Raw genomic sequence first — 18,834 nt, 5'->3', positions numbered from 1 at the left:
TCCGTGCGTCCGGCACTGTGGGCGCATGGACGGGGAGCGGCTCTTCTGCGGCACCGCGCTGGCCGCGCGCATCGAGCGGGCCGAAGCGCGGCTGACGGCCGCGTGCAGCGACGCCGCGCGAGCGCGCCGCGGGGACGCCACCGGATTCGCGCGGCCCCTTTCCGGTGGTATCGCCAGCTTCGCCGAGGCGGATTCGCCGTTCAACAAGATCATCGGGCTCGGCTTCGACGGCCTGCCGGACGCACTCGACGAAGTCGAAGCCGCGTTCGCCGAGCTGGGCGCGCCGGTGCAGGTCGAGCTGTCCCAGCTGGCCGACCCCGCGGTGGGCGCGGTCCTCACCCGGCGGGGTTACCACCTGGAGTCGTTCGAGAACGTGCTCGGCAGGCGGCTCGCCGGCCCGGGTCCGGGTGGCGATGCCCGGCTCACCCGCGACGACGAGCTGGAGTCCTGGCTCGCCATGGTCGCCGACGCGACCGCGGTCGCCGACACCGAGGGCGTGCCCTCCCACGAAGACTTCCCCCGCGAGACGCTCATGCACGCGTTGCGGGACATGGCCGGCGTGCGGCGGTACGTCGCCGAACGCGAGGGCGAGTTCGCCGGCGGGGCGAGTTTCCGCGTCACCGACGGGATCGCGCAGTTCACCGGCGCCGCGACCGTGCCGCGGTTCCGGCGCCGCGGGGTGCAGACGGCCCTGCTGCGGGCGCGGCTGGCGGCGGCCGCGGAGGCGGGGTGCGACGTCGCCGTCGTCACGACGCAGCCGGGGTCGAAGTCGCAGCAGAACGTGCAGCGGCAGGGGTTCGACCTGCTCTACGCGCGGGCGATCCTGGTGAAGGGCGTCTCCTCGACGAGCTCTTCGGGCGCCGAGAGCCGCCACGCCTCGTAGAGGAGTTCGGCCAGCTCGTCGGCGTCGATCTTGTCGAGGTACACGACGACCCAGCCGAAGCCGCCTGCCGTGAACTGGACCTCGAAGACGTCGGGCCGCTCGGCGACCAGCGCGAGCTGTTCGGAGATCTCCTGCTTGAGACCGACGGTCCGGGTCCGCGGCCAGAAGTAGCCGAACCGCTTGCCGCGCACGCTGAACGAGGAGTAGTCCCGCGCCTCCGACCGCTGGACCTCCGCCAGCCGGCCGAGCAGCAGTTCGAGTTTCCGGACCGTGACCGTCACCTGTCGCTCCCCCTGTCTCCGGCGACCACCGTAGCGCGCCGGTACCGTGCGGGACATGAGCGATCCGCGTGACGTCGTGGTCAAGCGGGGGCACGCCCCCGGCGCGACCGCCGCGGAGGCCGCGGGACTGCGCTGGCTGGCCGCGGCGGGCACGGTTCCGGTGCCGGAGATCCGCCGCCAGGACGACGACACGCTGGTCATCGACCGCGTCCCGGCCGGGCGTCCGTCCCCGGCCGCGGCGGAGCGCTTCGGCCGCGGGCTGGCCTGGCTGCACGCGGCCGGCGCGCCGGCGTTCGGCTCGCCTCCCCCGGACGGGCCGGCCGACGCGTGGATCGGGCTCGCGCCGATGACGAACGTCCCGGCCGGCGACTGGGCGTCGTGGTACGCGTCGGACCGCGTGCTGCCGTACGTCCGGCGAGCCGTCGACGCGGGAACGTTGGACGCTTCGGAGGCGGCGGTGTTCGAGCGCGCCTGCGCCCGGATCCCGGCGTCGGCCGAGCCGCCGGCGCGGCTGCACGGCGACCTGTGGACCGGCAACGTCCTGTGGGACGGCCGCGAGGCGTGGCTGATCGACCCGGCCGCGCACGGCGGACACCGCGAGACGGACCTGGCGATGCTGCACCTGTTCGGCTGCCCGCACCTCGACCGCGTCGTCGCCGCGTACGACGAGGCCGCGCCCCTGGCCGAGGGGTGGCGCGACCGGATCGGGCTGCACCAGCTGTTCCCGCTGCTGGTCCACACGGTCCTGTTCGGACGGTCGTACGCCGGGCAGGCGCTCGCGGCGGCGCGCTCGTTCTAGCAGCGCTGCAGCATGGTCTCCAGCGCCGTCTTCTCCGGGACGGTGATCGTGAGGCCGTAGTTGCTCTTGACGACGATCCAGTCCGTGGCGTAGGTGCACCAGTACGAAACGAGCGGCGGCTTCCACTGGTCGGGGGCCTTGTCGCTCTTCTGCTCGTTGAGGTTGTCGGTGACGGCGTGCAGCTGCGGGCGGATCAGGTCGTTCGCGAACTGCTCACGGCGTTCCTGGGTCCACTTCTTCGCACCGCTGACCCAGGCCTGCCCGAGCGGCACCATGTGATCGATGTCCACATCGGACGCTTTGTGCCAGGTCTCGCCGTCGTACGCGCTGACCCAGGTACCGGACTTCGGGGCGCAGTCGGCGTTGGTGGTGACATCCTTGCCGTCGCGCTTGAGCACCTGCTCGCGGGTGTCGCAGGCGCCGTCGACCTTGTCCCAGTGCGGGAACTTGTCGCGGCTGTAGCCGTCCATGGTGCCGCGCACGGCGATCGGGAGCTTCGCCAGCTGAGCCCGCGCCTCGGCGGGCGCGATGGGCGGAGCTTGCTGCGTGCCGGCGGGCTGGCTCCCGGCGGCCAGTCCGTCCGGCACCTTGCAGCCGGTGAGGGAAGCGCCCGTGAGGACGGCCAGTAGGACGAGCGCTCGGGTGCGCGGCATCGTGAACCCCTTTCACGTCTACCGGGAGGTGCCCAACCGGAGTCGCGGGGAAACGGTGCAGATGGCGTAGTTGGCGCGAACTTTACGAGCCGTGGAACACCTGCGCGACGAAAACCGCGGCGATGACCCCCACGGTGACGAGCAGGGTGAGGACGAAGAGCAGCGCCCACGGCACGAGCCGGATGGGCCGTTGCCGCGGGAAGACGGCTTGGCCGCGCTGGACCGGCATCCGCGGGACGGGCTCGTCCTCGGCGGGGAGCGGTGGCGACGGATCGGGCGGGACTTCGACGACGGCGGGGAGTTCGGGCAACCGGGACCGGGTGGGGATGCGCGCGGGGAAGCCGTCGGCGAGGAGGGCCGAGCGGGGCGGGGCGAGGTGGGCGAGGGAGAGCGCGTAGCAGGCGTCGAGGACGTCGTCGGCCGACCAGACGGTGCGCCAGCGGTTGTGCTGCCCGATGATCCGGCGCAGGCCGCGCGGATCGGCGAGGACGACGGCGACGGGTTCCCGAGGGTGCGGAACGGCTTCCGGGGCGGGTTGTGCTTCGTCCGGGATCGGCGCCGGGCCGGGCAGCGCCTCGGAGCGGCTCGCCCCGGACCCGGGCGGCTCGGTTGGCCTTTCGGCGGGCCCGGCGGCGTCCGGCATACCCGGCTCGGCCAGCCTGGTCACCAGTTCCTCGTACCCGTCCGCGACCGGGGGCACGACCGCGACCAGCCCCGTCACGTACCTCCCGCCGTCATGTGCGGACAACGCCCCTTTCGCCGCCGCGACCCCCGCGCCCGCCCGCTCCTCCGGACCCGGCGACACGCCTGCGCCCGGCTCGTGCGCCGCGATCACCACCACTCCCGACCGGGTGAACACCAGCGCGTCCACCACCCGGGGTCCGCCGCGGCTCGGGACCGTGATCCCCGCCAACGCCAACCCCGTCAGGTGATCCGGACCCCGCCCCCACGAACGCAGCAACCCCACGAGGTGCTCCGCCGCGGCGGGCAGGCGCCGCTCGTCACCGGTGCGCTGGAAGGCCACGAGCACCGCCGGTCACTCCTCCCACGAGTAGAGCTCCCTCGACGGTAAGAGCGGACCGCTCGCCACCCCAGCAGCCGAACGAGTGATCGAACACCACCGTGCGTAGCCGGGCATGCTGGAACCGCATCCGCACGCACGAGGGAGACACGATGCCCCCAGCCGCCTACCAGGGCCGCGCGCTCGACGTCGACCGGGACTTCTACCGGCGGCTCGCCGAAGAGGGCGGCCGGGAGCTCGTCGACGCCTTCGAGGTCCCCATCCGCTCCGGCCGCGCGTGGCGCGTGCCCGCGGGGCACCTCTGCCGGCTCAAGACCGTCGAAGGCCCGCAGGTCGGCGACCTCAACCTGTGGAACGCCGCCGACCCCCGCGAACGCTTCTGGGCCGCGCGCACCCGCCAGCTCCAGCGCGCCCACGTCAGCACGTTCGACCGGCTCTGGTCGACGCTCCCGTTCCTCCGCCCGCTCGCGACGATCACCGCCGACACCCTCGAGAACTACGGCGAAGACGCCGACGGCGGCCGGGTGCACGACCTGCTCGGCACCCGCTGCGACCCGTACGTCAACCGGATGCTCACCGGCGAGGACTTCGACTTCCACTGCCACTCGAACCTGGTGCGCGCGGTCGCGCCGTTCGGGCTGACCGAGTTCGACGTGCACGACGTCCTGAACGTCTTCCAGTGCACCGGCCTCAACGACGAGGACCGGTACTTCATGAAGGCCTGCCCCGCCCGCCCCGGCGACCACTTCGAGTTCTTCGCCGAGCTGGACCTGCTGTGCGCGCTGTCCACCTGCCCGGGCGGCGACCTGTCCATCCCGCTCTGGGGTCCGGGCGCCCGCGACCCGATCGACGTCTGCCACCCGATCGGCGTCGAGGTGTTCAAGCCACGCGACGGCCTGCTCGACGGCCGGCGCGCGCCGGAGCGCGCGGCTTACGGCGGCCTGCACGGCGTCCGGCTGCCGGAGTGGGGCAAGTAACCCTTGTGCCGCAACGGATCCCGCCACGGTGGTGTACCACGCTTGCGCCGCGTGTGATGATGGCAGTCCGGGGACACCGATCGGCTCGACGAGGAGTGCGAGTGGACCTGCGGACCGAGATCGCGCAGTCGTGGCGGCGGGCGGAGCTTTCCGGGCTCTCGCCGGCGTCGCCGGTCGAGCGCCTGGACGTCGCCGACGTCGACAGCCGCAGCCGGCTGCTGCGGGCCGCCTCCCCGGTGCTGGACGAGCTGGCCCGGCAGCTGGCCGGCACGCGCTTCTGCGTCATCCTGGCCGACGACGAGTGCCGGATCGTGGCCCGCCGGTTCAGCGAGCGGTCGGTCGAGGTGGCGCTGGAGACCATCAGCGCGGTGCCCGGCTGCCAGTTCCTGGAGGAGCGGACCGGGACGAACTCCCTCGCGACGCCGTTCGAGACCCGCCGCGGCGTCTCCGTCGACGGCGACGAGCACTTCCTCGAAGCCATGAAGCAGTTCACCTGCTACGGCCACCCGGTGGTGCACCCGGCGACGCGGCGGCTGGCCGGCGTCCTCGACATCACCGGCCCGGCCGGCGACGCTAACCCGCTGCTCGGGCCGTTCCTGCGCCGCGCGGTCGCCGACATCGAACGGCGGCTGCTCGACGGTGCGAAGCTCGCCGAGCAGCAGCTGCTGGCCGCGTTCCAGTCGGTGCAGCACCGGGCGTGCGCGGTGCTGGCGCTCGGCCAGGACGTCGTGCTCGCGAACACCGCGGCGACCGAGCTGGTCGACACCGCCGACCACCGGCTGCTGCGGGAGCTGGGCCGCACCCGGCGCGGGCTCCGGCGGCTCCGGCTGACGTCGGGCACGCCGGTCGAGGTGCGCGTCGAGGCGGTGTCGGCGAACGCCGGGCTGCTGTTCGAGCTGGCGCCGGTGCGGACGTCGAGCCCGGTCGTGTCGCGCCCGCGAGCCGCGCGCGGCCTCTTCCCCGAGCAGATCGACGAGCGGCTCCGCGGCGCGGGCCGGGCCCGCCGGCGTGTGCTGATCTCCGGCGAGCCGGGCGCGGGCCGGACGACGGCGGCGCGCGTCGTCGCCGGGGACGAGCCGCTGCACGAGTTCGACGCGTCCGACGTCGTTTCGGGCGAAGCCGAGTGGTGCGCGCGGGTCGAGGCGGCGGCGGCCATGCACGGCCTGCTCGTGGTGGACGGCATCCAGCTGCTGCCCCCGCTGGCGGCGGTCCGCCTGTCCCGCCTGCTGGACACGACGACGGCGTGGTTCGCGCTGCTCAGCGGTCCGCCGGCGGAGCTGCGCGGCGAGCAGGCGACCTTGGCGGCGCGCATGCACCGCCGGATCGAGCTGCCTCCGCTGCGCGAGCGCCGCGACGAGATCCCGGCGATCGCCCGCGCGCTGCTGCGCGGTTTCGGCGGCTCGCTGCGGCTGACCCCGGGCGCGCTGGAACTGCTGGGATCCCAGCAGTGGCCGGGCAACCTCCGCGAGCTGGCCGGAGTGCTGGCGGGCGCGGCCGACCGCCGCTCGGCGGGCGACCTGACGGCGGAGGACGTGGCACCGGGCTGCGCGGAGACGGCCCCGGGCGGCGCGCTGAGCGGCTGGGAGCAGGCGGAGTACGACGTGATCGTCCGGACGCTGCGAGCCTGCGACGGCAACAAGGTCCGGGCGGCCAAGCAGCTCGGCATCAGCCGCTCGACGCTCTACAACCGGATGCGCGCGCTCCGGGTCCGCTGACCCCGAGCGCCCCAAGGCCGCCTTGGGGCGCTCGCCGGTGTCCGGGATTTGGACACTCCGCCGGCTCCCCCGCTCCACACAATCGAGTCACCACCGCCGCACGTGGAGGAGATGGCCGTGAAGACCAAGGCAGCCGTACTGTTCGATGCCGGGAAGCCGTTCGAAATCATGGAACTGGACCTCGACGGCCCGGGTCCCGGCGAGGTGCTCATCAAGTACACCGCCGCCGGGTTGTGCCACTCGGACCTGCACCTGATCGACAACGACCTCGTGCCGCGCTTCCCGATCATCGGCGGCCACGAGGGCGCCGGGATCGTCGAAGAGGTCGGCGCCGGCGTGACCAAGGTGCAGGCGGGCGACCACGTCGTCTGCAGCTTCATCCCGAACTGCGGCACCTGCCGCTACTGCTCGACCGGCCGCCAGAACCTCTGCGACATGGGCGCCACCATCCTCGACGGCCACATGCCGGACGGCACCTTCCGCTTCCACGGCGGCGGGCAGGACTTCGGCGCGATGTGCATGCTCGGCACGTTCTCCGAGCGCGCCACCATCTCGCAGCACTCCGTCGTGAAGGTCGACGACTGGCTGCCGCTGGAAACCGCCGTCCTGGTCGGCTGCGGCGTCCCGACCGGCTGGGCCACCGCCAACTACGCCGGCGGCGTCCGGGCCGGCGACACCACCGTCGTCTACGGCATCGGCGGCATCGGCATCAACGCCGTGCAGGGCGCCAAGCACGCCGGCGCGAAGTACGTCGTCGCGGTCGACCCCATCGAGTTCAAGCGGGAGACGGCGCTCAAGTTCGGCGCCACCCACGCGTTCGCGACCGCGGCCGAAGCCGCCGAGAAGGTCACCGAGCTCACCTGGGGGCAGCTGGCCGACCAGGCGCTGATCACCGTCGGCACGGTCGACGAAGACGTCGTCAGCGAGGCGTTCAACGTCGTCGGCAAGGGCGGCACGGTCGTCATCACCGGCCTCGCCAACCCCGAGAAGCTGACCGTGCACGTCTCCGGTGGCGTCCTGACGCTGTTCGAGAAGACGATCAAGGGCACGCTGTTCGGCTCGGCGAACCCGCAGTACGACATCGTCCGGCTGCTGCGCCTCTACGACGCCGGGCAGCTCAAGCTCGACGAGCTGGTGACCCGCAAGTACACCCTCGAGCAGGTGAACGAGGGCTACCAGGACCTGCGCGACGGCAAGAACATCCGCGGCGTCATCGTCCACGGCTGATCATGTCCACAGTGGACCTGGACGCGGCGTACCGGCTCAACCCGCACATCGCTCTCGACGCGGCGGCCCACTGTTGCGAACGACGGGAGCGGTGCCTCCTCGGAACACCGGACGTGGTCCGGTTCGTCCGCGCACTGGTCATGCACGCCTCGGTCCGCGACGCGCTCGACGCCGCGGACCTGGGCGGGACGAGCCGGGCCCGGGTGGTGGCGGCGCTGGACCACCTCGCCGCCACCGGCGTGATCGTCCTCGTTCCCTAGGGGCGCGGCGCGTTGCGCAGGTTGGCGCGCGCCAGGTCGACCATCTTGCCGACGCCGCCGTTGAGCACCGTCTTCGTCGCGCCCAAGGCGAACCCGCGCACCATCTCGCCGGTGATGCGCGGCGGGATCGACAGCGCGTTCGGGTCGGTCACCACCTCGACCACCGCCGGGCCGGGGTGGGCGAACGCCTTCTCCAGCGCGCCGCGGACGTCGGCCGGGTCCTCGACCCGCACCGAGAACACCCCGCACGCCGCCGCGATCGCCGCGAAGTTCACCGGCGCGTGGTCGGTGCCGAAGTCCGGGAGGCCGTCGACGAGCATCTCCAGCTTCACCATGCCCAGCGTGGCGTTGTTGAACACCACGACCTTCACCGGGACGTCGTAGGTGGGCAGCGTCAGCAGGTCGCCCATCAGCATCGCGAGCCCGCCGTCGCCCGACAGCGACACGACCTGGCGGCCCGGCTGGGACAGCTGCGCGCCGATCGCGTGCGGCAGCGCGTTCGCCATGCTGCCGTGCCGGAACGAGCCGAGCACGCGGCGGCGGCCGTTCGGGGTAAGGTAGCGCGCCGCCCAGACGTTGCCCATGCCCGTGTCGACGGTGAACACCGCGTCGTCGGCGGCGACCTCGTCGAGCACCGAGGCGACGTACTCCGGGTGGATCGGCCGGCGCTGCTCGATCTTGCCTGTGTACGCACCGACGACCTTTTCCAGCTTCCGCACGTGCTCGCGCAGCATCCGGTCGAGGAACGCGCGGTCGGTGCGGGGGCGCAGCAGGGGCAGCAGCGCACGCAGCGTTTCGCGGACGTCGCCGTGCACCGCCAGGTCCAGCGGCGTGCGCCGGCCCAGGCGTGCGGCGTCGTGGTCGAGCTGGATCGTGCGGGCCTGCGGGAGGAAGTTGTCGTACGGGAAGTCCGTGCCCAGCAACACGATCCGGTCGGCCTCGTGCATCGCGTCGTAGCAGGCGCCGTAGCCGAGCAGCCCGCTCATGCCGACGTCGAACGGGTTGTCGAACTGGATCCACTCCTTGCCGCCGAGCGAGTGCCCGACCGGCGCGGCGAGCTTCTCCGCCAGCGCCATGACCTCGTCGTGCGCGCCGCGGACGCCCGCGCCGGCGAACAGCATCACCTTTTCGCCCGAGTTCAGCAGATCCGCGAGCTCCCGGACGACCTCGGCCGGCGGCACGGCGGGCGACGGCGTCACGAGCGGGAGCTGTTCGGTGAGCGGGCCGGTCGCCTTGCGGTCGGCGAGGTCGCCCGGGATCGTCAGCACCGCGACGCCACCCTTGCCGACGGCGGCCTGCGTGGCGATGCGCAGCAGCCGCGGCAGCTGCGCCGGGTCCGCGACGACCTCGCTGAAGTGGCTGCACTCGGCGAACAGCCGGTCCGGGTGGGTCTCCTGGAAGAAGCCGGTGCCGATCTGGTTCGAGGGGATGTGCGACGCGATCGCGAGCACCGGCGCGCCGGAGCGGTGGGCGTCGAACAGGCCGTTGATCAGGTGCAGGTTGCCCGGCCCGCAGCTGCCCGCGCACACGGCGAGCTTGCCGGTGACCTGGGCTTCGGCCGCCGCGGCGAAGGCGGCGGTCTCCTCGTGCCGGACGTGCACCCACTCGATGCCGTCGGTGCGGCGGACCGCGTCGACGATCGGGTTGAGGCTGTCGCCGACGATGCCGTAGATGCGTTCGACACCCGCGTCCCGCAGGGTCCTGACCAGTTGTTCTGCCACGGTTGCCATACCTCCAGGGTGGCCCGTCGCGACCGATGCGTCCAATGCCTGATTGGCTGAAAATCCATACACTGAGGGCATGGACGTCCAGACGCTGCGGCTCTTCCGCGAGGTCGCCGGTGGCGCCACGGTCACCGAGACCGCCGCGCGGGGGCACCTCACCCAGCCCGCACTGTCGCGGGCCCTGCGGCGGCTCGAGCACAACGCCGGCGCCGAGCTGTTCCGCCGGTCCGGGCGGGTGCTGCGGCTGACCCCGGCCGGGCACGCGTTCCGGCGGCACGTCGAGGCCGTGCTCGACCAGCTGGACCAGGGCCTGCGCGAGGTCGCCGAGATCGTCGACCCGGGCACCGGCGTGGTGCCGCTGGCCTTCCTGCACACGTTCGGCACGTGGCTGGTCCCGTCGGTGCTGAGCGGTTTCCTGCGCGAACACGCCGGCGCCCGCTTCGAGCTGCGGCAGCACGGCGAAGCCGGCCTGGAAGCCGAACTCCTCGACGGCACCGCGGACCTCGTCATCACCAGCGGCGACCCCGGGCACGCGCAGCTGCAGTGGGAACGGCTGCTGGTCGAGCCGCTGCGGCTGGCGGTCCCGCCGCACCACCGGCTCGCCGGGCGCCGGCGGGTCCGCCTCGCCGACGTCGCGGACGAGACGTTCATCCTCCTGCGGCCCGGTTACGCCCTGCGCGAGACGACCGAGCGGCTGTGCGCCGAGGCCGGGTTCGCGCCGCGGATCGGGTTCGAGGGCGACGAAGTCGAGACGCTGCGCGGGCTCGTCACCGCCGGGCTCGGCGTGTCGGTGCTGCCGCTGCCGCACGCCGCGACGTTCCCGGCGCCGCACCTCGCACTGACCGATGTGGACGCTGCCCGCGACATCGGCCTGGCCTGGGCGGCCGGGCGGACTCTCCCGCCGCTCAGCGAAACCTTCCGGCAGCACGTCCTCGCCGCGGACCTCGACCGTCCACAAGGGACAATGTGAGAACCGCCGTAGGACCAGGCGGTTTTCCCGTGGATGTGCCAGGGTGGGGACATGGCCGCGCTGAGATCCTTCCTGACGTCCTGGACCTCCGTCACGCCGGTGCTCGGGCTCGTCGTGCTGGCGCTGGCGTGGGGCCGCGACCTCGGCCCGGTGTTCGTGGCGGTCGTCGCGATCGCGCTGGGCGCGACCGTGCTGGCGGCGGTGCACCACGCGGAGGTCGTCGCGCACCGCGTCGGCGAGCCGTTCGGGTCGCTGGTGCTCGCGGTCGCGGTCACCGTCATCGAGGTCGCGCTGATCGTCACGATGATGGTCTCCGGCGGGCCGGAGGCCGGGTCGCTGGCGCGCGACACGGTGTTCGCCGCGGTGATGATCACGACCAACGGCATCGTCGGCATCTCCCTGCTCGTCGGCGCGCGGCGCTACGGCTCGACGCTGTTCAACCCCGAGGGCAGCGGGGCCGCGCTGGCCACGGTCGCGACGCTGGCGGCGCTGAGCCTGGTGCTGCCGACGTTCACCTCCAGCACGCCGGGCCCGGCGTTCTCGCCGGCGCAGCTGACGTTCGCGGCGCTGGCGTCCTTGGCGCTGTACGGGACGTTCGTGCTGACGCAGACGGTGCGTCACCGCGACTTTTTCCTCCCGGTGGCGGCCGACGGCGAGGTCAAGGAGGACGACCACGCGGAACCGCCGTCCAACCGGGCGGCGCTCGGCAGCCTCGCGCTGCTGCTGGTGGCCCTGGTCGCCGTGGTCGGGCTGGCGAAGGTGGAGTCCCCGGCGATCGAGGCGGGCGTGCGCGCGGCCGGGTTCCCGCAGTCGTTCGTCGGCGTGGTGATCGCGTTGCTGGTGCTGCTGCCGGAGACGCTGGCCGCCACGCGCGCGGCCCAGCGCGACCGGATGCAGATCAGCCTCAACCTGGCGTACGGCTCCGCGATCGCGAGTATCGGGCTGACGATCCCGGCGATCGCGCTGGCGTCGGTGTGGCTGCCGGTCCAGCTGCTGCTGGGGCTGGGGCCGACGCAGATCGTGCTGCTGGCGCTGACGGTGGTGGTGAGCGTGCTGACGGTGGTCCCCGGCCGGGCGACCCGCCTGCAGGGTGGGGTGCACCTGGTGCTGCTGGCCGGGTTCCTGGTGCTGGCCGTCAACCCCTGACCCGCTCGTGAGTGAGAACCAGTGTTCTAACCCGGTTTCTCACTCACGAGGTCGTGCGGACCTCGATGCCCACCACGCACGTGTCGTCGTCGGTGTCCGCCGTGCTGTAGGTCAGCAGCGTGTCCAGCTGGTTTTCCAACTCACCGTCATGCCCCTTCACCAGCGACACCAGCCGGGCCACCGTCTCCTGCACCGGACGGTCCCGCCGCTCGATCAACCCGTCCGTGTAGATCAGCAGGATGTCGCCCTCACCGAGCTGGACAACCGACTCCTCGTAGGTGACGTCGCGGACCGCGCCCAGAAGCGGGCCACGGATCAGCGGCAGCGTCGTCGCGCCGCCGTCGTGGTGGCGGACGATCGGGGGCAGGTGGCCGGCGCGGGCCCAGCGGAGCTTGCGGTGCGCCGGGTCGTACACCGCCGCCACCGCCGTCGCCGTCACGTGGTCGGTCAGGTGGTAGGCCACCAGGTTCAGCCACGTCAGCAGCTGCGCCGGTCCCGCGCCCGTCGCCGCCAGGCCGCGCAGCGCGTTGCGCAGGCTCACCATGCCCGTCGCCGCGTCGATGCCGTGGCCGGCGACGTCGCCTACGCACAGCAGAACCTCGCCCGTCGGCAGCGCCACCGCGTCGTACCAGTCGCCGCCGACCAGGTGCTCCTTCTCCGCCGGCCGGTAGCGGACCGCCGCGCGCAGGCCGGGCATGTCGATCGGGCCCTTGGCCGGCGGCATGATCGCGTGCTGCAGCTGCAGCGCCAGCCGGTTGCGCTCGATCGCCTGCTGCTCGGTCTCCGCCAGCCGGTCGCGGGTCGCCGCCAGCGCCACCTCGGTCCAGTGCTGCGCCGAGACGTCCTGGTACGCCCCGCGGACCGCGACGAGCTCGCCGCGGCCGTCCACGACCGGCTCGGCGACCACCCGGATGTGCCGGGCGACGCCGTCGGAGCGCTGCAGCCGGAAGGCCGTCGACGCCGGGCGCCGGTGGTGCAGCACCGCGCGCAGGAAGCGGCCGATCGCCTGCGCGTCGTCGGAGTGCGCGTGCGCGGCCAGATCGTGCAGCGACAGCGGCGTCGCCGTGGCGGGGAGGCCGTACAGCGAGAACAGCTCGGTGTTCCAGGTGATCGCGCCGGTCACGACGTTCTCCTCGAACCCGCCGATCCGGCCGAGCCGCTGGGCGTGCTGCAGCAGCACCGCCAGCTTCGCCGCGTCGTCCTGGATGCGCAGGATCAGCAGCACGTTGCCGGCGAACCGGGTCAGGCTGATGTCGCTCAGCACGGTCAGCGGGACCTTGTCGACCAGCGTGGTGATCGCCATGCTGTCGGCGCGGAACGGCTCCCCGGTGGCGTAGACCCGCTGGATCATGTCGAGGAGGCCGCTCTCCTCCGCGGCCAGCGGGTAGGTCTCCAGCAGCCGGGTGCCGACGATCCGGCTGCGGGGCCGCCCGCCGGGGTCGGCGAACCGGACGTTCGCGTGGTGGATCCGGAAGTCGCTCAGCCGGCCGCCGTCGAGGCACGGCGAGAGCAGCACAGCCGGGTCGTGCAGGCCGTCGACGAAGTCCACCAGCTCGCCGAGGAAGTCGCCCGATCCGTCGGCCGCCACCGGCGCGATCACGCCGTCCCAGGTGTCGAGTGTGTGCGCACACAGCTCGGCCAGTGCCTCCAGCTGCCGGCGCAGCCGCCCCGGCTCCGCGGGCAGCGGATCCGGCCAGCACATCTCGACGACGCCGATGATCCGCCCGCCGGTGCCGGTGGGCACCGCGACCCGGCCGCCTTCACCCAGCGTGTGCTGCCCGATCGACGGCAGCCCGCCGCCGGCCAGGGTCGGGAACCAGACGGTGTCGCGCTCGATCAGCGCGCTGCGGGCGGGGGTCGCGACGCCGGGCGGGACGTACCGCCAGCGCGCGGCCTCCTCGGCGGAGAACCCGGCCGACCCGGCGAGGGTCATCGACCCGTCGGGCCCGGCGAGCCACACCGCGACCGCCGTCGCGCCGAGCGGCCGCAGCGCGTGCTCCAAAATGGACTCCGCGACGCGCTGGGTGTCGCCGGCCGCCAGCACTCCGCTTTCGGCCGTGCGCAAGCGGACCGCGACGGAGTCCTCGCCTTCGGCGCGGGCCAGGAACTCCTGCGTCACCTCGCTGATCCGGTCCTCGGCGGCCTCGCCGACGACGTCCGCGGCGAACTCCAGCGGCGTCAGCCCCGCCCGCCCGGCGAGGGTCTCCAGCTGCCGCGCGGCGTCGGCGGGCGTGCAGTGCAGGCGTTCCATCAGGACGCCCTTGGCCAGCTCGATCAGCGCGCGGCCGTCGGCGACGGCGTGCGCGTGGTCGACCTCGCCGCGCAGGCGCGCGACGGTGTCGGCGAGCCGGGCCAGGTTGGCGGACACCTCGGCCGGCGGCGCGAGCACCGGCAGCGTCTCCTCGTCGGCGGTCACCCGATCACGCCGTCACGTGCCGCTTGATGCGGGCGATCAGGTCGTCCGCGTCGACCGGCTTGGTCACGTAGTCGGTGGCGCCCGAGGCGAGGCTCTTCTCGCGGTCGCCCGGCATCGCCTTCGCCGTCACCGCGACGATCGGGATGCCGGCGTGCTCCGGCATCGCCCGGATCTTCGCGGTCGCGGTGTAGCCGTCCATCTCCGGCATCATCACGTCCATCAGGATCAGGTCGATGCCGGGGTGCGCGGCGACGGTCTCGACGCCCTTGCGGCCGTCCTCGGCGTGCAGCACCTGCATGCCGTGCAGCTCCAGGATCCCGGTCAGCGCGTAGACGTTGCGCGGGTCGTCGTCGACGATCAGCACCGTGCGCCCGGCCAGCGTGGTGTCGACGTCGGCGGCCCGCACCGGCGCGGCCGGCTCGTCCGGGCGGACCAGCGGCAGCACCGCGCCGGGCTCCTCCGCCGACAGGTGCAGCGCGATCCGCTCGCGCAGTTCGTCCAGCCCGGACAGCACCTCCAGCGACTGGACGTCCGCACGGGACTGCACCAGCTGCTCCAGCTCGCCGTCGAGGCGGCGGCTGTTGTGCGCGAGCACCGGCACCAGCCGCAGCGCGCTGTCGCCCTGCATCGCGTCGAGGAACCCGAACGCCGCGCGGTCGGGCAGGTCCAGGTCGAGCACGACGCAGTGGTAGGCGTCGGTCGCGAGCGCGGCCGCGGCTTCCTGAGTGCCGACGGCGGTGACGACTTCGACCTCGGCCGGCGAGATGCCGATGTCCCGGCTGTCGGCCAGGTCCGCGGCGGCGCTCTCGGCGACCAGCGTCAGCAGGCCGTGCTGGCGCTCCTCCACGACCAGCAGCCGCCGGTGGGACCGCGGCGCCGAGGTCGTGACGCCGTTGCCGGTGTCGCCGGCCGTGATGGCGGTGCCGGGGTGCTCGCCCGCGGGCAGCGGCGCGAAGTCCGGCCGCGCGATCGGCAGCGTGAACGTGAACGAGCTGCCCTCGCCGGGCGTGCTTTCGGCGGTGATCACCCCGCCGAGCAGCTGGGCGATCTCGCGGCTGATCGACAGGCCGAGGCCGGTGCCGCCGTACTTGCGGCTGGTGGTGCCGTCGGCCTGCTGGAACGCGCCGAAGATCGACTCCAGCTGGTGCTCGGCGATACCGATCCCGGTGTCGGTGACCCGGAAGGCGACGGCGGGCCCGTGCACCCGCAGCGGCCGGGGCAGGGTGTCGGCGTCGACCGGCTCGATGTGCAGCTCGATCCCGCCGACCTCGGTGAACTTGACCGCGTTGGACAGCAGGTTGCGCAGCACCTGCCGCAGGCGCGAGTCGTCGGTGAGCAGCTCGGCGGGCGAGCCGGGGGCGACGGTGATCCGGAAGTCGAGGTTGCGCTGCGAGGTCATCGGCCGGAACGTCGCTTCGACGTAGTCGAGCAGGCCGCGCAGCGACACCTGCTCCGGGGTGACGTCCATCTTCCCGGCCTCGACCTTCGACAGGTCGAGGATGTCGTTGATCAGCTGCAGCAGGTCCGACCCGGCGGAGTGGATGATGCCCGCGTACTCGACCTGCTTGGCGGTGAGGTTGCGGGTCGGGTTCTGCGCGAGCAGCTGGGCGAGAATCAGCAGGCTGTTGAGCGGGGTGCGCAGCTCGTGGCTCATGTTGGCCAGGAACTCCGACTTGTACTTCGACGCCAGCGTCAGCTGCTGGGCGCGGGCCTCCAGCTCCTGGCGGGCCTGCTCGATCTCCAGGTTCTTCGTCTCGATGTCGCGGTTCTGCGTGACCAGCAGCGCCGCCTTCTCCTCCAGCTCGGCGTTGGACGACTGGAGTTCTTCCTGCCGCGCCTGGAGTTCCTCGGACCGGGCCTGCAGCTCCGCGGTCAGCCGCTGCGACTCGCCGAGCAGCTCGTCGGTGCGGGCGTTGGCGACGATGCTGTTGACGTTGACGCCGATCTGCTCCATCAGCAGCTCGAGGAACGCCCGGTGCACCGGGGTGAAGCCGTGCACCGACGCCAGTTCGAGCACGCCAAGGACCTGGTCCTCGACCACGATCGGCAGCACGATCAGGCCGGCCGGCGCGGTGCTGCCGAGCCCGGAGGAGATGGTGGCGTAGCCGGGCGGGACGTCGTCGACCGCGATCGGGCGGCGGCTGCGCGCGGCCTGCCCGACCAGCGACTGGCCGACCCGGAACCGCACCACCGGGCCGTCGCCGTCGTCCGGGTGGCCGTAGGCGCCGACCAGCCGCAGCTCCGGCACCTCGGTGGTGTCGTCGGCCAGGTAGAACGCGCCGTACTGGGCGTTGACCAGCGGGACCAGCTCGTCCATCACCGCGGCCGCGACGACGGCGAGGTCGCGGCGGCCCTGCATCAGCCCGGTGATCGTGGCGAGGTTCGACTTCAGCCAGTCCTGCTCCTGGTTCGCCCGCGTCGTCTCGCGCAGCGACTCCACCATCGAGTTGATGTTGTCCTTCAGCTCGGCGACCTCGCCGGAGGCGTCGACGGTGATCGAGCGGGTCAGGTCGCCCTCGGCGACGGCGCTGGTGACCTCGGCGATCGCGCGGACCTGCCGGGTGAGGTTCCCGGCCAGCTCGTTGACGTTCTCCGTCAGCCGCTTCCAGGTGCCGGACACGCCCTCGACCTCGGCCTGGCCGCCGAGGCGGCCTTCGCTGCCGACCTCGCGCGCCACGCGCGTGACCTCCGCGGCGAACGCCGAGAGCTGGTCGACCATCGTGTTGATCGTGGTCTTGAGCTCGAGGATCTCGCCCCGGGCGTCGACGTCGATCTTGCGGGTCAGGTCGCCCTGCGCGACGGCGGTGGTCACCTGGGCGATGTTGCGGACCTGCCCGGTGAGGTTGTTCGCCATCGAGTTGACGTTGTCGGTGAGGTCCTTCCAGGTGCCGGCGACGTTCGGCACGCGGGCCTGGCCGCCGAGCATGCCCTCGGTGCCCACCTCGCGGGCCACGCGGGTGACCTCGTCCGCGAACGCCGACAGCGTGTCGACCATCGTGTTGATGACGTCGGCCAGCGCCGCGACCTCGCCCTTGGCCTCGACGGTGATCTTCCGCGACAGGTCGCCGCGGGCGACCGCCGTCGCGACCTGCGCGATCGACCGGACCTGGCCGGTCAGGTTGGACGCCATTACGTTGACGTTGTCGGTCAGGTTCTTCCAGGTCCCGGACACGCCGCGGACCGTGGCCTGGCCGCCGAGGTTGCCCTCCGTGCCCACTTCGCGAGCCACTCGGGTGACCTCGTCCGCGAACGCGGACAGCTGGTCGACCATCGTGTTGATGGTCTCCTTCAGCTCCAGGATCTCACCGCGGGCGTCCACCCGGATCTTCTGCGAGAGGTCGCCGCGGGCGACGGCGGTGGTGACCTGGGCGATCGAGCGGACCTGCGCGGTGAGGTTGTCGGCCATGACGTTGACCGACTCGGTGAGGTCCTTCCAGGTGCCGGACACGCCCTTGACGTCCGCTTGGCCACCCAGCCGGCCCTCGGTACCCACCTCGCGGGCCACGCGCGTGACCTCGTCCGCGAACGCGGACAGCTGATCCACCATCGTGTTCAGCGTGTCCTTGAGCTCCAGGACCTCGCCGCGGGCGGTCACGTTGATCTTCTGGGAGAGGTCGCCCTTGGCCACCGCGGTCGCGACCTGGGCGATGTTGCGGACCTGGTCGGTCAGGTTGCCCGCCATGAAGTTCACCGAGTCGGTCAGGTCGCGCCAGGTGCCGGAGACGCCCTTGACGTCGGCTTGGCCACCCAGTCTGCCTTCGGTGCCGACTTCTCGCGCGACGCGGGTGACCTCGTCCGCGAAGGAGGACAGCTGGTCCACCATCGTGTTGATCGTGCTCTTGAGCTCGAGGATCTCGCCCCGGGCGTCGACCGTGATCTTCTGCGACAGGTCGCCCTTGGCCACCGCCGTCGTCACCTGGGCGACGTTGCGGACCTGGTCGGTGAGGTTCCCGGCCATGAAGTTCACCGAGTCGGTGAGGTCGCGCCACACGCCGCCGACGCCCGGCACCTGGGCCTGGCCGCCCAGCCGGCCTTCGCTGCCGACCTCGCGGGCCACGCGGGTGACCTCGTCGGCGAACGACGACAGCTGGTCCACCATCGTGTTGACGGTGTCCTTCAGCTCGAGGATCTCCCCGCGCGCGTCGACGTCGATCTTCTGCGACAGGTCGCCCTTGGCCACCGCGGTCGCCACCTGGGCGATGTCGCGGACCTGGGTGGTCAGGTTGCCGGCCATCGCGTTCACCGAGTCGGTGAGGTCCTTCCACGTGCCCGACACGCCGGGGACCTTCGCCTGGCCGCCCAGCTGCCCCTCGCTGCCGACCTCGCGGGCCACGCGGGTGACCTCGGAGGTGAACAGCGACAGCTGGTCGGCCATGCCGTTGAAGACCGTCGCGATCTCACCGAGCAACCCGTCGGTGCCGCCCGGCAGCCGGATGCCGAAGTCGCCGTCGCGGACCGCGGTCAGGCCCGCCAGCAGGCGGCGCAGTTCCTGCTCCCCCGCCTCGCCGACGCCCGAAGCGTCCGCACCCGCACCCGGGCGCGTCCCCTCGACCATTGCCCCACCCATCCGCCACCCGTTCCTTCGGTTGCCGGCGCCCCGGCGCCGTCCCGGCGAGCACACCGGATCGCCCAGCATAGTGCAGCTGCACTATGCTGAAGGGCAACGGTTGAGCAACCAGCCGCGCCCGTGTCCGCGCGCGCCCGAGGCGGTGCTCGAAAGCCTTTCCTTTCCCCGCAGGCCATTCGGCCGCGTTGACCCATT

The 18,834-nt window shown here is 72.6% G+C and carries 14 protein-coding genes; 8 read left to right on the top strand and 6 right to left on the bottom strand.

All coding sequences use genetic code 11. From position 1 onward, the window contains the following. The first annotated feature begins 25 nt into the window (after window positions 1-25). Complete coding sequence (locus ACERZO_RS13330; RefSeq protein WP_372664925.1) at window positions 26-883, top strand: GNAT family N-acetyltransferase; 858 nt, start codon at window positions 26-28, stop codon at window positions 881-883. Here ACERZO_RS13330 and ACERZO_RS13325 read toward each other — a convergent pair. Continuing rightward, window positions 808-1,164 carry an MmcQ/YjbR family DNA-binding protein gene (locus ACERZO_RS13325; protein WP_372664924.1) on the bottom strand — a complete coding sequence of 119 codons (357 nt, stop codon included), beginning with the start codon at window positions 1,162-1,164 and terminating at the stop codon, window positions 808-810. The genes ACERZO_RS13330 and ACERZO_RS13325 overlap by 76 nt on opposite strands. 55 nt (window positions 1,165-1,219) lie before the next feature. On the opposite strand from ACERZO_RS13325, the gene ACERZO_RS13320 reads away from it, so the two are divergent. After that, window positions 1,220-1,963, top strand: coding sequence for a fructosamine kinase family protein (locus ACERZO_RS13320; protein ID WP_372664923.1), 744 nt, complete (start codon window positions 1,220-1,222; stop codon window positions 1,961-1,963). Here the strand turns inward: ACERZO_RS13320 and ACERZO_RS13315 are convergent. Both ACERZO_RS13315 and ACERZO_RS13310 read right to left on the bottom strand, forming a co-directional pair. Continuing rightward, window positions 1,960-2,616 carry an HNH endonuclease family protein gene (locus ACERZO_RS13315; protein ID WP_372664922.1) on the bottom strand — a complete coding sequence of 219 codons (657 nt, stop codon included), beginning with the start codon at window positions 2,614-2,616 and terminating at the stop codon, window positions 1,960-1,962. The two genes, ACERZO_RS13320 and ACERZO_RS13315, sit on opposite strands and share 4 nt — an antisense overlap. 82 nt (window positions 2,617-2,698) lie before the next feature. Continuing rightward, window positions 2,699-3,646: a hypothetical protein gene (locus tag ACERZO_RS13310; RefSeq protein ID WP_372664921.1), complete on the bottom strand. Its 948-nt coding sequence runs from the start codon at window positions 3,644-3,646 to the stop codon at window positions 2,699-2,701. A 143-nt stretch (window positions 3,647-3,789) separates the two neighbouring features. Here ACERZO_RS13310 and ACERZO_RS13305 point away from each other — a divergent pair, with 143 nt between their 5' ends. The 4 genes from ACERZO_RS13305 to ACERZO_RS13290 all read left to right on the top strand — a co-directional run bounded on the left by ACERZO_RS13305 (window position 3,790) and on the right by ACERZO_RS13290 (window position 7,816). Further along, complete coding sequence (locus tag ACERZO_RS13305) at window positions 3,790-4,614, top strand: urea carboxylase-associated family protein (protein WP_372664920.1); 825 nt, start codon at window positions 3,790-3,792, stop codon at window positions 4,612-4,614. Between the two features lie 101 nt (window positions 4,615-4,715). Next, the gene (locus tag ACERZO_RS13300; protein WP_372664919.1) at window positions 4,716-6,329 is read left to right on the top strand and encodes a sigma-54-dependent Fis family transcriptional regulator; all 1,614 of its coding nucleotides are present in this window, start codon (window positions 4,716-4,718) and stop codon (window positions 6,327-6,329) included. A gap of 117 nt (window positions 6,330-6,446) precedes the next feature. Continuing rightward, a complete protein-coding gene (locus tag ACERZO_RS13295; RefSeq protein ID WP_372664918.1) occupies window positions 6,447-7,556 on the top strand; it encodes an NDMA-dependent alcohol dehydrogenase in 1,110 nt (369 codons plus the stop codon). A gap of 2 nt (window positions 7,557-7,558) precedes the next feature. Next, window positions 7,559-7,816, top strand: coding sequence for a hypothetical protein (locus ACERZO_RS13290; protein WP_372664917.1), 258 nt, complete (start codon window positions 7,559-7,561; stop codon window positions 7,814-7,816). Here the strand turns inward: ACERZO_RS13290 and ACERZO_RS13285 are convergent. Continuing rightward, window positions 7,813-9,546, bottom strand: a complete 1,734-nt coding sequence (locus ACERZO_RS13285) for a pyruvate dehydrogenase (protein WP_372664916.1) — start codon at window positions 9,544-9,546, stop codon at window positions 7,813-7,815. The genes ACERZO_RS13290 and ACERZO_RS13285 overlap by 4 nt on opposite strands. A 70-nt stretch (window positions 9,547-9,616) precedes the next feature. On the opposite strand from ACERZO_RS13285, the gene ACERZO_RS13280 reads away from it, so the two are divergent. Together ACERZO_RS13280 and ACERZO_RS13275 are read left to right on the top strand one after the other, a co-directional pair. Next, window positions 9,617-10,510, top strand: coding sequence for a LysR family transcriptional regulator (locus ACERZO_RS13280; RefSeq protein ID WP_372664915.1), 894 nt, complete (start codon window positions 9,617-9,619; stop codon window positions 10,508-10,510). 51 nt (window positions 10,511-10,561) lie between these two features. Beyond that, on the top strand, window positions 10,562-11,656 hold the full coding sequence (locus tag ACERZO_RS13275) for a calcium:proton antiporter (protein ID WP_372664914.1): 1,095 nt from the start codon (window positions 10,562-10,564) through the stop codon (window positions 11,654-11,656). A 43-nt stretch (window positions 11,657-11,699) separates the two neighbouring features. Here the strand turns inward: ACERZO_RS13275 and ACERZO_RS13270 are convergent, their stop codons facing one another. Continuing rightward, a complete protein-coding gene (locus ACERZO_RS13270; protein WP_372664913.1) occupies window positions 11,700-14,072 on the bottom strand; it encodes a SpoIIE family protein phosphatase in 2,373 nt (790 codons plus the stop codon). A gap of 4 nt (window positions 14,073-14,076) precedes the next feature. Continuing rightward, window positions 14,077-18,627: a HAMP domain-containing protein gene (locus tag ACERZO_RS13265; protein ID WP_372664912.1), complete on the bottom strand. Its 4,551-nt coding sequence runs from the start codon at window positions 18,625-18,627 to the stop codon at window positions 14,077-14,079. Between the last annotated feature and the right edge of the window lie 207 nt (window positions 18,628-18,834).

Source organism: Amycolatopsis kentuckyensis (assembly GCF_041679295.1).
Taxonomy (GTDB): domain Bacteria; phylum Actinomycetota; class Actinomycetes; order Mycobacteriales; family Pseudonocardiaceae; genus Amycolatopsis; species Amycolatopsis kentuckyensis_A.
Note: the sequence above shows the minus strand (reverse complement) of the source record. Positions and strands in the feature narration are given on the sequence as shown.